The sequence below is a fragment of the Cryobacterium sp. Sr8 genome (genome assembly GCF_004403225.1).
Lineage (GTDB): Bacteria > Actinomycetota > Actinomycetes > Actinomycetales > Microbacteriaceae > Cryobacterium > Cryobacterium psychrotolerans.
The window spans coordinates 63,593-77,650 of record NZ_SOHO01000058.1; the positions used below are offsets into that span (position 1 = coordinate 63,593).

At 61.5% G+C, this 14,058-nt stretch carries 11 protein-coding genes; 4 read left to right on the top strand and 7 right to left on the bottom strand.

Annotated features, from left to right (window positions below; translation table 11 throughout):
- Positions 1 to 823 precede the first annotated feature (823 nt).
- Positions 824 to 2,020 carry a DUF262 domain-containing protein gene (locus tag E3T54_RS12085; protein ID WP_134475898.1) on the top strand — a complete coding sequence of 399 codons (1,197 nt, stop codon included), beginning with the start codon at positions 824 to 826 and terminating at the stop codon, positions 2,018 to 2,020.
- Positions 2,021 to 2,027: 7 nt separating this feature from the next.
- Positions 2,028 to 2,819: a HEPN domain-containing protein gene (locus E3T54_RS12090; RefSeq protein ID WP_134475899.1), complete on the top strand. Its 792-nt coding sequence runs from the start codon at positions 2,028 to 2,030 to the stop codon at positions 2,817 to 2,819.
- 522 nt (positions 2,820 to 3,341) lie between these two features.
- On the opposite strand, the gene E3T54_RS12095 is transcribed toward E3T54_RS12090, so the two are convergent.
- From E3T54_RS12095 to E3T54_RS12105, 3 genes are all read right to left on the bottom strand, one after another.
- Positions 3,342 to 4,079 carry a PaeR7I family type II restriction endonuclease gene (locus tag E3T54_RS12095; protein ID WP_134475900.1) on the bottom strand — a complete coding sequence of 246 codons (738 nt, stop codon included), beginning with the start codon at positions 4,077 to 4,079 and terminating at the stop codon, positions 3,342 to 3,344.
- The gene (locus E3T54_RS12100) at positions 4,079 to 5,767 is read right to left on the bottom strand and encodes an Eco57I restriction-modification methylase domain-containing protein (RefSeq protein WP_134475901.1); all 1,689 of its coding nucleotides are present in this window, start codon (positions 5,765 to 5,767) and stop codon (positions 4,079 to 4,081) included. The genes E3T54_RS12095 and E3T54_RS12100 overlap by 1 nt, the downstream gene beginning before the upstream one ends.
- Before the next feature lie 623 nt (positions 5,768 to 6,390).
- On the bottom strand, positions 6,391 to 8,292 hold the full coding sequence (locus tag E3T54_RS12105) for an ABC transporter ATP-binding protein (protein WP_134475931.1): 1,902 nt from the start codon (positions 8,290 to 8,292) through the stop codon (positions 6,391 to 6,393).
- Between the two features lie 889 nt (positions 8,293 to 9,181).
- Between E3T54_RS12105 and E3T54_RS17730 the strand changes: the two genes are divergently transcribed.
- A complete protein-coding gene (locus E3T54_RS17730; protein WP_370255522.1) occupies positions 9,182 to 9,556 on the top strand; it encodes a hypothetical protein in 375 nt (124 codons plus the stop codon).
- A 66-nt stretch (positions 9,557 to 9,622) separates the two neighbouring features.
- Here the strand turns inward: E3T54_RS17730 and E3T54_RS12115 are convergent, their stop codons facing one another.
- From E3T54_RS12115 to E3T54_RS12130, 4 genes are read right to left on the bottom strand one after another with little or no spacing between them, the layout of a single operon-like run.
- A complete protein-coding gene (locus E3T54_RS12115; RefSeq protein WP_134475902.1) occupies positions 9,623 to 10,483 on the bottom strand; it encodes an ABC transporter ATP-binding protein in 861 nt (286 codons plus the stop codon).
- The gene (locus E3T54_RS12120; RefSeq protein ID WP_241977201.1) at positions 10,473 to 11,246 is read right to left on the bottom strand and encodes an ABC transporter permease; all 774 of its coding nucleotides are present in this window, start codon (positions 11,244 to 11,246) and stop codon (positions 10,473 to 10,475) included. Before E3T54_RS12120 ends, E3T54_RS12115 begins: the two co-directional genes overlap by 11 nt.
- On the bottom strand, positions 11,243 to 12,043 hold the full coding sequence (locus tag E3T54_RS12125; RefSeq protein ID WP_134475904.1) for an ABC transporter permease: 801 nt from the start codon (positions 12,041 to 12,043) through the stop codon (positions 11,243 to 11,245). Before E3T54_RS12125 ends, E3T54_RS12120 begins: the two co-directional genes overlap by 4 nt.
- A gap of 46 nt (positions 12,044 to 12,089) precedes the next feature.
- A complete protein-coding gene (locus tag E3T54_RS12130) occupies positions 12,090 to 13,049 on the bottom strand; it encodes an ABC transporter substrate-binding protein (protein WP_134475905.1) in 960 nt (319 codons plus the stop codon).
- A 189-nt stretch (positions 13,050 to 13,238) separates the two neighbouring features.
- Between E3T54_RS12130 and E3T54_RS12135 the strand changes: the two genes are divergently transcribed.
- The gene (locus E3T54_RS12135) at positions 13,239 to 14,051 is read left to right on the top strand and encodes an IclR family transcriptional regulator (RefSeq protein WP_134475906.1); all 813 of its coding nucleotides are present in this window, start codon (positions 13,239 to 13,241) and stop codon (positions 14,049 to 14,051) included.
- The last annotated feature ends 7 nt before the right edge of the window (positions 14,052 to 14,058 follow it).

The window sequence follows — 14,058 nt, forward strand, 5'->3', positions numbered from 1 at the left end:
TGCCTTCCCAAGAGCGGAGGCGCTTGTGCGCCTCGATCCGCGACCAACTATGCAAGTCGTTCACATCCAATACGGACCTTGAGCGGCATATTACGTCGATGCTAGCGCTCTATCCAATTGGGATTTTACCGAGTCCGGAGCCGATCAAGCCGCGAGGTGGCGCGTGGATCCGTGCCGGCTCCAATGGTCTCGATAGAACATCGGTCTGGCACAACGCGAAATGATATTGGGAACGCGACCTGGACTTTAGTGGGCCGGCGCCCAGCCTCACTCGTGTGCTTCCGTCGATACCGGCGTACCCCACGCTTCGGCCACGCGAGCGAAGACGGGATCATGGTCGAAAAATCTCGGGTACTTCGAACGCCGCGCGCGATGGAAGCTCGAAGGGGTGCGATTTCAGCTAATCGCCGAAAGCGCGGCCGTCGATGACCGAGATGACCCCAATGGCAGCTTCTTCCGTGACGAGGCACCCTCCAGGCCAGGGCGTCCACGGGGAGTCACCTGGCGAGGCGACACAGGGAGCAAAGTCGCCGTAGCTGCGTAATTGCGTAGTCGCCGCGACCAGGGCGCGACTTGTAACGCGTCTCGCGTCAGTGCCGGTCAATTATCACCAGGCGTGCAAGGCCCGGTTGCAACGTCTCTTTCACGGCATGAATTCCGATGAACATCGGCATCCGAATTGAAATGGGCACAAACGTTGTCGAAATTGCCACCTGACCTCGCATTGAAACAGCCGAGCAAGCTTTTCCCTGGGCGGCGACTCGATCGTCCATTTTGAATGCGAAGTGAGATTGCGCGGCCCCGAGCGCAGTAGCCTTACCGAATGAGCGCGCCGAGGGATGAAATCGAGATCGATGACGTCGAGGAATGGTTCGACCAAGAGGACGACGTGCCCATAGAGGCTGCCGTAGCACTGATGGACCCCGCAGAAAAATATGCGAAAAGCCAGCTTCGCGTCGTTCGCGAGACCAAGGACTATCAGCTTGACTATTTGCAGCACGCGCTGCAACCGGGCAGGGAACTCATAGACATTTCCCCGGCTTACCAGCGTCGGCTGCGGTGGGCCAATAGAAAAAAGTCGCTTCTGATCGAGTCGTTGCTTCTCAACATCCCGGTGCCTCCTATCTTCCTATTCGAGCGTGACTACAACGAATACGAGATAATTGACGGCCGCCAGCGACTCGATGCGATCAGCTCGTTTCTTTCAAACGACTATCCACTAACCGGCCTGGAATACTGGCCAGAACTTAACCGGAATCGGTTTCTCGATTTGCCGGCGATACTCCAAAAAGGTCTCCTTCGTCGGAGCCTGCCGGCGGTTGTGCTTCTCGCGGAATCACAAAGTCCTGAATCGGACGGTCTGGACGTGAGGCGCGTGCTGTTCGACCGCCTAAATACCGGAGGGATACGCCTCAATCCGCAGGAGCTCAGAAACGCCCTTTACCCCGGGGATTTCAACGCGATGCTGATCAGGCTTGCTCGGTCGCGCCCGTTTACCGAGATTTGGGGCATTCCACCTTACGTAGCGGGTGAAGAACGCGAACCTTCCGATGCGCTTCTTCGTAATGCGATATTCGCGTCCCTAGCTGACGCAGAGCTGGTCCTGCGATTCTTCGCGCTTAGAGATGCCGTAGAAAACACTAAGAGCGGTTCACTGAGAACGATTCTGGACCGTTTCATGAAATCGCAATCGTCTGTGCGTGAATCGTCTGTGGGGGATATGGAAGCACAATTCACTCAGGTTATTACCCGGCTCCAGTCGGTATTTGGGGATGTGACGTTCCGTCTTAAGGATGGTGGGCGACTCAGTCGGCCCTTATATGACGCGCTCATGATTGCTCTAAGCCAGGATCCTACGATTGACATCGAGTCAAACGCAGTTAGTGTCCGAGGAGCCTTGGAACGAGCGCTTGCAAACGAGGCTGACTACGAAGTCTTGGTGGGCAGAGCCAACACGATTGCAGCCGTTTACGAACGTGTGGCGCTGGCAAGGACGATTCTTACTGCCGAGGCTCGATAGTCGGATCATGGCCTTCGACGATTCAATGCTTGCTCAATTCCATCTCGACATCGACCGCGCGGGTCACTTGCTTCGCCTCATTAAGGAATTCCGGAGTTTTGCCGGACGCGCGGTTCCTGCGGAAGTGCAAGATGGGTCCGTAGATTGGAAGGAATCAACAGACTTAATCACCACAGCAAACCACGTTCGAACCGACTTGCCCATTCTTGCGGGCTCGATCTTGCTCTACGTTTGCGGCCGCTTTGAGTACTTCGTGCGTGAACTATTGACGGCAATGGCGGATGACTTGGCGGCCAATGCGACCGTGTACTCAGACCTCCCTGAGTCGGTGCGAAGCGAGTTGATGGCAGGAACCCTTGAGATCGCCAAGAACCCGCATCGATTCGGCTACACTCCGAGCGCAGTCGAACAAATGCTTATCTCTCTCGCTAGGAGCCTAGATGTGCCTGTTATTGGCGCTCCAGTGTCCATTTCCTCGCGGGTGCTTTCACTGACAGATGCGAACATGAACTCTCGAACGCTCGGAGAGGTTTTCAAGCGGGTTAACGTTTCCGGTGTCTGGTCCGATATCGGGAAGCAGGCACCGCTGAAAACGTATTTGGTAAAAGTGACGGATGGGGACTGTACGGCCGACGCGATGAACCGGCTGGACAAAATGATGAAGATTCGAAACGGCATAGCGCATCCAACGGGGACGACGTCTTTTCCGGACCCCGATCAGGTGATCGACTTCTCTGATTTCCTACGGGTTCTTTCGAGCACACTCGTGGACGTGTCCCGGGTACCTCGGAGCCCGTGAATCAATCCGAGCGCAGCCGGGTCTCCAAACGTGTGGTTCGCTGCTCCAGCGGTCGTGAAACCTCAAGTCCGGGAGTGGATTGCCATTGATCATCGTGTGGTAAATGTGCCGAACATGGTGCGGTGTCTGGGCGCATAGCTCGTTCCAAGGTGTGAGGCCAGTTGGCCCGCTCCGCGCAACACGAACTGCAGAGTACGCTCCCGCCATGGATGTCCTCTCCTCGATCGACGCGCCACATTGCCCCAGCTGCCTGAGCACCTGCACGCCATCTGGAACGACATCGCATCCCTACTGGATGTGCCCCGACTGCAAGACCGTTGTTCTCTTTCGGAGCTAACCCCGTAGTTTCCAGGAAGAGCAAGTTCTTCACCTCGGATCGTCAAGGGCTAGAACAATACCGCTGCCACCCGCCGTGCTCCATCGATGCACCGGGGAGTCGGAGGCAGGAGAGGTTCCGGGTGCCGTGCTCGGGGTGCTCCGCGGGACGGTGGCGCTTCGACCTCCCCATGTTTGGTGAACGTGCTAATTGAACAGCGCCGCCTCCGCTGCAATGTGAGCCGCGAATCCAACGACGAAGCGCCTAAAGCTAGTAACTTCGCTCATCTGGCCATACTCACCGTTGAGGCCACCTCGTTGGGTAGAGACCACGAGCGCCGCCTCCGTGTAGAGCTTCTCCAGCACGAGACGTCGGCAGAGCCACTCGTAGCGCTCCAAGTACGAAGTATGTTGAAGCTCCGAGAACACCTCAAAGTGTGGCTCGGCAACGCGCACCGGTTTCGTTGACTCCGGCGCGTTCTCGACGTGCATTAGCCACCCTACGAACGGTGCCGGTTGATCGCCGAGCGCTCCCTCCCTGAAGGCAGTCCACAGATCGACCGCGGAGCCGATCGCCTCCTCGGTTCGGTTGTTGAAGTTGTTCCCAAATGACCCCACTTGGCTCTTGAGTTCGACCGCAGCGATTAGCACTCCTTCGCGCATCACGAGGAGATCCCAATCTTTCGTCGGGCGAAAGTATCCAGGCAAAGTGTTCAGGCCGCGAGTCATATAGAGTTTGGCGTCGGCGAGCCCGTTTGCCGCCACCAAGTCAGCGATAAGCGTGACAAAGCCGTCCATATTCTTACCGCCGGTCACGCCAGCGCGCCCACCCTGATCAACGACACCGTTCAGCCGCTGACGCTCCATTGCCGCGGCACGGCCATCCCAGAACACCTGCACGGCGTGTGAAGTCCGTTCTTCAAAATCCTGAAGATCAATGCCCATTATTTCTCCCCCAGGAACGCCAAGGCGCCCATTTCCAGTTGGTAGATCCGCTCTAGGAGCTCGGTGGTCAGCTTTTCGCCCGCTTCGCCTGCTCGAATCATCTCGGCCTGGTCAACAGAAGTGATGTTCTCCCAATACGGCACTCGGATCCGCTTGAGGTTCTGGGCCTGGAACCGAAGGTATCCGCCGCCGATCTTGACGCTATACGCAGCGACAAACATGTGGGCGATGCCAGTGCGAAGGAGCGCCTGTAGTGCGCGTAAGTTCCACTGCTTCGAAGTGATGAAGTACAAGTTGTGATGCGGGTAGAGGGTGCCAGGATCAAATGCAATCGCGTCTCCGTTGCCCTTGATGTCAGGGATGAGAAGTTTCGGCTGGTATGTGAGCGACGGCGTGATTCGATCGATTGTCTTGTGCCACTTGCGTGCGGTGTCGAGCTTCGCGGTATGCCGACCTTCCAGCTGCGCACGGAACGGTTCAAGATGCGCGGCAAGCTTCGGGTATTCCGCGAGATCGACGAGGCCGCCTTCATCCCGCCATGGATTCAGAACACCCTTGCCGGACCACACCAACTGGCCTCCGGGCAAGTCCTTATTGGTTGCAAGAGGGAGCTTTCGATCGTCCTCGACGTCTAGCTTGTCGAGAGGCGCGATGAAGGCTTTGTCAGCCCCTGTCGCTACGCCGATTCCGACGCGGCACCCGGCCTCAACCACCGTCGGGAATCTCGACTCAAGGTCATGGATGATCACCAAGCTGGCGCTCATTGAGAGCAACCACGGGTTCGCACCGCGCACACCGTTTAACACCATTACGTCGGGTCGATCTAGGCGTCCCGACGTAAGGCTTGAGGACAGCCCGTTCAGGTATCCGGCGTCGACGGACGTAGCGTGGGCAATTTCCACCAACCCGAGCGTCGCCCGCTCTATCACCGTGATCGACGGGTATGCGCCAACCTGCACTTCAAAGGCGTCCAAGCCGTACATGTCGACATAAAAGGCGAGGTGGAACTCGGACGCGATCTTGGAGCGGATCCCACGCCCATAGTCGTTCTTAATCCACGCGTCCGCGCAGATGTAACTGAGCTTGCCGCGCTCATTGAGCAGATCGAGGGACCGCTCCATGAAGGCAATATAGAGATCCGCTCGGCCGACCATAGTCGGATACAGGCTCCGGTAGATCCGGAGAAGGGGGTCAGGGATGAGCTCCTGACGTACATATGGCGGGTTGCCGACCACGAAGTCGTACTTCTGGTCGAAACCGGCGAGGAGGAAATCTTCACGCCTCAACCACGAGTCAACGAGCTTGCTGGCGTCGTATGCTGCCAATCCCTGCCCGACCAGGTGAGCATGAAGGACCTCCCGGAACCGATGGAAGGTGTTGCTGTCGAGCTCGACAGCCCGCACTGCGTTGACCAGGTCGGCAGCATCCTCGCCGCCGGCCCTCCTCCAGGCATTGAGCAGGCGGTCGACGGCTGACAGCACGAAGCGGCCGCCCCCGAACGACGGCTCCAAGATCGAAAGCGTGTGCAACGGTCGATCTGCCGTGTAGCCGAGAAGGTCAAGCATGAAGTCGACGACTGAGTGCCGTGTGAAGATCGCGCCACGGGACTTCTCTTCATGGCCGTAGGAGGCCTCGGCAACGGGGAGAAGTGCCGACTGCGTAGCCGGGTCAATGGGTGCAAGGGTCATGAGATCTCAAGGGTATCCGGGACCGCCGACACCTCTTGACTGCTCCTCGCACATGGTCGGTAAAAAGCGCGAATTCGAGGGTGCCCTCGGGATGGTCGGGACTACTGGCTGCATAACGCTGGGACGTCCCAATAGTGAATTCAGCGCTTTGGTCCCGAGTCACGTTCGGTGACTCTACACAGGGCTGAACTGCAACATGAGCCAGACGTCTCGCGACGACAAGGGCGCGGACGTGCAGGGAAGAGCAATTCGAATCGATAACTCCGGTTCCTCGTTCCGGACCGTCGAGTCGGCGGTCGAGAGCCCATCATCTACCCATCAAAACCTTTTTGGGCGACCGGAATTGACCGGGTTCAATTGGAGGAAGTGAACCGCCCGGTTCCCTCTAAACACAAGGGAATCCGCGAGTTTTCGGAGATATTCGGTGAAAACCGAGTTAAGGCTGTAGCCTTCAGTGGTCGCTGGTTCAAATGAAGCAAGTGCATGGCTCGGGTACAGGCCAATTGGGCGTTGGACGTCTCTATCCTGTTCCGCTTCGAAAAACCCCATGTAGAGCGGTGAGACACGAAACGTGATGAGACGACTTTCCGAGACGCTCAGGGCGGGGGCACCGAGCTCAGCGACTAGGTCCGGCTCAGCGCTTCCTCATCGACCGCAACATTCTTCTGCACGGCGAACTGGGTCCGGTGCAATTCCTCGTACCGCCCACCCGCAGCCAGCAGTTCCTCGTGCGTACCGCGCTCCACGATCGAGCCGTCCTCAACCACGAGGATCAGGTCGGCGCTGCGGATGGTGGAGAGGCGGTGTGCGATCACCATCGCCGTCCGTCCCTTGAGCGCCTCGCTGAGCGCCGCCTGCACGGCGGCCTCAGACGTCGAGTCCAGGGCCGCCGTCGCCTCGTCGAGGATGACGACGCGCGGCTGGGCGAGCAGGAGCCTCGCGATGGTCATCCGCTGGCGCTCACCCCCGGACAGCCGGTAGCCACGCTCTCCCACCATGGTGTCCAGCTGGTCCGGCAGGGACCGGATGAGCGGCTCAAGCCGCGCACGGCGGACGGCGTCCCACACCTCGTCGTCGGACGCCTCCGGCCTCGCGAGGCGCAGATTGGAGAGGATGGTCTCGTGGAACAGGTGGCCGTCCTGCGTCACCATACCCAGGGTGTGCCGCATGGAGGCGAAAGTGACATCGCGGACATCCGTCCCCGCGAGGCGCACGGCGCCGCTGTCGACGTCATACAGGCGCGAGAGGAGCTGCGCAATTGTGGACTTGCCGGCACCGGACGTACCAACGAGGGCAACGGTCTGCCCCGGCTCGATCCTGAAGGACACGCCGTGCAGCACCTCCTCGCCGCCGCGGGTGTCTAGCGTGGAAACCTCCTCGAGAGAGGCGAGGGACACTTTGTCCGCGGACGGGTAGGCGAAGCGGACGTTGTCGAACTCGACGGCCACCTGGCCTTCGGGGACGGCGACGGCGTCGGGCTTCTCCTTGATGAGCGGGTCGAGGTCCAGCACCTCGAAGACGCGCTCGAAGCTGACCACCGCGCTCATGATCTCCACCCGTGCGTTTGCGAGGCTGGTGAGCGGCGCGTAGAGGCGGGTGAGGAGGAGCGCCAGGGTGACCACGTCACCGGTATTCAGCTGGCCGGCGAGTGCGAGGGAGCCGCCGAGCCCGTACACGAGCGCGAGGGCGAGAGCGGAGACGAGCATCAGTGCGGTGAAGAAGACGAACTGCAGCATCGCGGTCCGAACCCCGATGTCGCGGACGCGGGCGGCGCGGACGCGGAACTCCTCGGCCTCCTCGTCGGGCCGGCCGAACAGCTTGACGAGAGTGGCGCCGGGCGCCGAGAAGCGCTCGGTCATCTGCGTGCTCATGGCGGAATTGTGATCGGCGGCCTCGCGGCGCAGCGCGGCGAGGCGGCTGCCCATGCGACGCGCGGGTACCAGGAAGATGGGGAGCATGATCACGGCGAGAACCGTCACGAGCCAGGACGTGCTGAGCATGACGATCAGGGTGAGGATCAGCGCCACGAGGTTCGTGACCACGCCGGACAGCGTGCCGCTAAAGGCCTGCTGAGCGCCGATCACATCGTTGTTGAGGCGGCTCACGAGGGCGCCCGTCCGCGTGCGGGTGAAGAACGCGATCGGCATCTTCTGCACGTGGTTGAAGACGGCGGTGCGGAGGTCCAGGATCACGCCTTCGCCGATCCGCGCCGAGTACCAGCGCGTCACGAGTGACACGGCGGCGTCGGCCACGGCCACGAGGGCGATGACGACGGCGAGCCAAACGATCGTGGTGACCTCGCCCCGGGCGACGATGACGTCGACCACCTGGCCGGCGAGTACCGGCGTCGCGACCGCGAGGAAAGCTCCCACGGTGGAGAGGGTGATGAAGATCAGCAGCTTGGACCGGTAGGGCACCGCGAACGTCATGATCCGCCGAACGGACTCACGGGAGAAGCCGTGCTTGCCGTCCCTGGCGGTAGAAATCTTGTACAGCGAGCTCCAGGCCGCGCCTTCCATGCTCATTGAGGTTCCTTCCGTGGGCAAGAGGCCAAGCTTAGATGGCGACTTGCCCGAGCTCGGCGTTCTCCCCAGCGGCGGCGAGCCGAGGGTGTTTGAGGAAACGGCTCGGCCGGCAACGAACGTGTGGGCGGTATTTGCGACGCGGCTGCCGAGGTGACGCGCGGTGCGCCGGTCAGCGTCAAGGACCGCGTCGGGTCCGCGGTCATTCCGTGACTGTGCGCCGGCTCCGAGGTAGAAGCCAAGACGGTTGTCGTCGTGGTCGGTGGACGGGGTGGTGTTCCAGCCGGGGAGCAGCCCGAGACTGACCCAATGCATGCCGTGCTGTGCGGCGAGGAGGGGGAGGTGCTGCACCAAAAGCGGTTCAAATGGTCATCATTTAGTCATCAGAATCAATTTCAGCCGACCCAAATCGACCGAGTACAATAGGAGTCAGTGAACCGCCTGGTTCCCTGTAAACACAAGGGAATCCGCGAGTTTTCCGAGATATCCGGTGAAAACCGAGTTAAGGCTACAGCCTTCAGGGGGTCGCAGGTTCAAATCCTGTCAGCCCGACAGACCAAAGGGCCGTTCGCGAAACTCTTCACGAAACGGTCCGGTCGAAACAAAAAGAAATCGCTCCTGAGGATCCTCAGGAGCGATTTCTGATTTCTGCGGCTTCCGCGTCCGCTTCCGGTCGCGATTCTTGAGTTGTGGCTGTGATCTCGGCCGTTCAACGCGTTTTCACGCGCGCCGGATTGTCTCGAATGCTGGGGTTTGCCTTCTCGGGCCGTATCTGTGGACGCCGGAGCGACTATCTGATCAGGGGTGGCCCGCCGGTCCCGTCGGATGGGGCGGGCGGTTTCGTTTTGTCGGGCCGCGTGACGCCGGGCGGGTAGGTATCCGTGTAAGGATTGTGCCATTCGCGATCTCGACGGCGCACCAGGGCGACGGTGGGTTCGCCGCAGGACTCCTTCTTCGCGTCGGCTTTGATCTTGTCGCTGATGAACGCGGCGATCGTGCGGAGGTTGAAGTTTGTCAGCAGCATCGTCACGACGATCTGGGCGGCTTCAAGTCCTCGCACTCGACGCCGACCGGCGGTTTCGATGTCCTGGGTGCCGCCTCACTCGACGGAGCTATTGACCACCGCGACGTGTTTTACAGCGAACGTCAGCAGCACGCCGCTCAGAAGATGTGCTGCTGCGTGTCGCGCGCCGTTACCTCGCCCACCGGTTTGGATGCGGATGCGTCGTGCCGCGGGCCCGCGATAGTCACGATCGGCGTTTCCTAGTCGCACCCGAATGAGAAAGCGGATGCCCCGGCGACTTGCGCCGGGGCATCCGCTTATTGTGGCTGACTATCTGAGCGAAGCCCCGCGCTGGGCGGGGATCTGCCCGGTGATGGGGCCGGCCTTGGCACGTTGGATCTCCGCGTATACGTGCGAGCGCAGTTCCATGAAACGGGGGAGGGCGCGGGTGTTCAGCTGGTCGCGCTCGGCGGGCAGGTCGATTTTGAGGTCTTCCTGCACCACCGTCGGTGAGCTCGAGAGCACGATGACGCGCTCGCCGAGATACACCGACTCGTCGATGTCGTGGGTGACGAACAGAATCGTCACGCCGAGCTCTTTCCAGATCGTGCGGATGAGGTCCTCCAGGTCGGCGCGGGTCTGCGCGTCGACGGCCGCGAACGGCTCATCCATCAGCAGCACCTGCGGGCGGTAGGCGACAGCCCGGGCGATGGCGACGCGCTGCTGCATGCCGCCGGACAGCTGCCAGGGATAGCTCTTCGGCACGTGGTCGAGTCCGACCGACTTGAGCGCGGCGTCGACGAGCGCGGCCCGTTCGGCCTTGGGAACCTTCTGGTTTTTCAGCGGCAGTTCCACGTTGGCGCGCACGGTCATCCAGGGGAACAGGCTGCGCCCATATTCCTGGAAGACGACCGCCATCGACTTGGGCGGGCCGGTGACCCTGCTGCCCGCCAGTTCGACGGTGCCGCTGGTCTGTTCCATCAAGCCCGAGATGCACTTGAGCAGGGTCGTCTTGCCCGAACCCGACGGCCCGACCAGGCAGACCAGCTCGCCCGCGGCCAGATCGAAGGTGAGGTCGCGCACGGCCTCGACCTCGCCGCCAGGCACCTTGTAGATCTTCTGCAGGCCGCGCACCGAGAGCATCGGCACAGTCTTGACGGGCTGGTTCATGGTGGTGTCGCTAACTGTCATGAGTGATCTCCTTCAGACCGTGGTACCAGTGCAGTACCCGTCGTTCGACGAATTGGAAGATGAGGGCCAGGCCCAAACCGATCAGGCCGAGCACGACGATGCCGCTCCACATTTCGGGGATGGAGAAGTTGCGCTGGAATTGCACGATCGTGAATCCGAGTCCCGAGGAGGAGGCGAACATCTCGCTGATCACCATGAGAATCAGCCCGATCGACAGCGACTGCCGCACTCCGGCCATGATCTGCGGGGTGACCGCGGGAAGCACAAAATAACGGATGCGCGCAAAGCCTCGAATTCCATAGCTGCGGCAGCTGTCGTTCAGCACCGAGTCGACCGCGCGCACGCCTTCGACGGTGTTCAGCAGCACCGGCCAGATCGCGCCGGAGATGATGACGGCGACCTTCATACTGTCGTTCACACCGATAAGCAGCATGAGCAGAGGCACGAGCACGGGCGGCGGGATGGCCCGAAAGAACTCGAGCAGTGGTTCGAGCAGGTTGCGCAACCAGCGGATGGAGCCGATGAGCAGCCCCAGCACGATGCCGAGTCCGATCGCGCAGAACAGGCCGACCGCGAGGCGGCCGATGCTCGGCAGCACGTCGTCGAAGAACCGGTCACCGATCCACGTCGTCCACAGGGTCTGGGCGAGTTCGACGGGTTTCGGCACGAAGAAGTTCGTGGAGCCGAACGAGAGGGCCCACCAGAGAATGATGAGCAGAATGGGCAGGCCGAAGAAATAGGCCACGCGCTTGAGGGGACTCACAGGACGACCTCTCCTCTCACGGAGGGATGCCAGGACAGCACCCATTTTTCAATGATGCGAGCGGCGAGGTTGATGAGCACGCCGATCATGCCGGTGGCCAGCACGAGGGCATACATCGAGGAGATGGCACCGCCGGCCTGGGTGAGGGCGATTTGCTTGCCGAGCCCTGGGGTGCCGATGATGAGCTCGGCAGTGATCGCCAGGATCAAGGCGACGGCGGCCGCGAGGCGCAGCCCGGTCATCAGGTAGGGCAGGGCGGTGGGCCAGATCACATAGCGCACCCGCGCGAGCCGTCCGAGACCGTAGCTCTTCGCCGTGTCGTTGGCGACGGCATCCACGTCGGCAATGCCGTAGAGCAGTTGCAGCAGTACCTGCCAGAACGAGGCGTACACCACGAGCAGCAGGGTGGACTCAATGCTGGTGCCGAAGATCAGAACGGCGAGCGGGATGAGTGCGACCGAGGGGATCGGGCGCAGAAACTCGATGGTGGTGTGGCTGGCCCGGCGTAGAAACCGGCTCGAGCCGATGATGAGGCCCACGACGATCGCCGCGACGGTGGCGATGGCGAGGCCCAAGGCCCAGCTCGTCATGGTGTCGGCGACGTCCCTCCAGAACGCCGCCTCAGTGAGGTACTGTCCGAGTCGCACGAGCACCTCGCTCGCCGGGGGCAGATAGCGGTCGCTGACAAACCCCAGCCGCGGAGTGGCTTCCCAAATCAGGAAGAACAGGATTATTCCGCTGATGCCCAAGCCCAAAGCTTTCGCTTGAGGCCCGGCAGCAGGACGTTGTTTTCTCATTCTGGCAAGCCACTTCCTTGTGGTCGGTGCGGGTAGGGGTGCTGGGTTACGGCAGGAACGTGCTCATGTCGGGCGCTTTCTCGATCACGCCGTACTTGAGGGCAGCTTCGCCGAGCGCCGTGACGGCCGGCACGTTGAACTCGGTCGGGTAGGTCGGAAGCACGATCTTCGCGAGCACCTCGGCCGGGGTCTTGGTGTAGGTCGCGATGATGGCGCGCACGGCGTCCGGGTTGGCCTGAGCGTACTGGAGCGACTTCGTCATCGCGGCCTGAAACTTGGTCACGAGCTCAGGGTCGTTGGCGACGGTTGCGGCAGAGGAGAAATATGCTGCAATATCGAGCTTGTCAGCAAATTCAGCGAAGTCGTAGGACAGAACTCGGTTGCCGTTGTCCACGGCTGCGGTCACGAACGGCTCAACAACGAAGGCCGCGTCGACCTGACCGTTTTCCACGGCCGCGCTGGCATCCGGGAACGGAATTTCCACGAATGAGATGGTCGACGAGTCGCCACCGGCGCTGTCGATCGTGCTGCGGGCAACGGTATCGAGGAGATTGTTCAGGCTGTTGGTCGATACGGTTTTGCCGTTCAGGTCGGCGAGGGTCTTAATGGGCGAATCGCCCTTGACGATGAGGGCACCCATGTCGCTCGTGACGTCTCCGGTTGAGGCCACGGCCGCATTAACGAGCTTGAGCGGCAGGCCCTTGTCGTTGGCGACCATGAGCGAGCCGAGGTTGCTGAAGCCGAACTGGTAGTCGCCGCTCACGACGGCCGGCACGATGGCGGCGCCCCCGGTGGCGGTCTCAACGGTGAGATCCAGCCCCTCATCTTCGAAGAATCCCTGATCGAGGCCCAGGTAGAGCGGAGCGGTGTCGGCGATAGGGATGACGCCGACCGTGACGGGGACGAGGGCGTCGCTGCCGGCGGGGGCGGTGTCTGAGCCGGCCGAACAGGCGCTGAGGGCGATGACGGATGCCGCGGCAAGTCCGATCATTAGCGATTTCTTCATTTTCACTCCATTGTGTGGGCGGTGCACGTGCTGGTGGTTGCTGCGAGACGCAGCGTGGGCTGAATCGATCGTCGACAGTAAACGAATGGCTGTCTGGTTCTGATTGGAGAGTAGTCATCGATTTCGCCGAGAACCGATCAGCTTCCGCCCAGTGGAAGTTCTGGGGTGAACCGGATAGCGTGTCGGGTGATGAGTGGAAAACCAGCACAAAAGCGGTCGAGCGACGAGGTCGGCGTCGTCGACGACCGTTCCGTCGCGGCCCGACTCTTCGCCATCCTGGATGCCTTCGCGGCTCCCGCCGGGGCGACGTCGCTCACGCTCACCCTGACTGCCATCGCCCAACGGGCCGGCCTCCCGCTATCCACCACGCATCGGCTGGTGGCCGAATGGGTGAGTTGGGGCGGCCTGAGCAAGCACGAAAACGGCCAGTACTCACTCGGAATGAAGCTGTGGGAGCTCGGCGTGCAGACGCCCACCGCACGCAACCTGCGCACCATCGCGTTGCCGTATCTGGAAGACCTCTATGAGACGACGCGCGAACATGTGCACCTCGCCATTCTCGACGGCCGCGATGCCCTCTACCTCGAGAAACTGTCGGGTCACCACGCGGTTCGGCTGATTTCCCGGGTCGGGGCGCGCCTCCCGCTGCACTCGACCGGGGTCGGCCTGGTATTGCTGGCCTACGCCCCCACCGACGTGGTGCAGCAATACCTCGCCACGAGGCTGCAACGCTTTCTGCCGCATACCGTCACCGAACCAGACGCCGTGCGCAAGCGGCTGGCCGAAATTCGCTTGACGGGGATTGCCCGCTTGTCGGAGGAGATGACGGCCGGGTCGAGTTCCCTGGCCGCTCCCATTCGTGACCGCACCGGCCAGGTCGTCGCTGCAGTCTCGATTGTCACTCGCACCATTGACACGGTGGATCCGGAGCAAGAACAGGCCGTGCGCCTGGCCGCGCAGGGGGTCAGCCGGGCCCTCGGGTATCGGCGCGCCCAGCGGTAGTAATCCT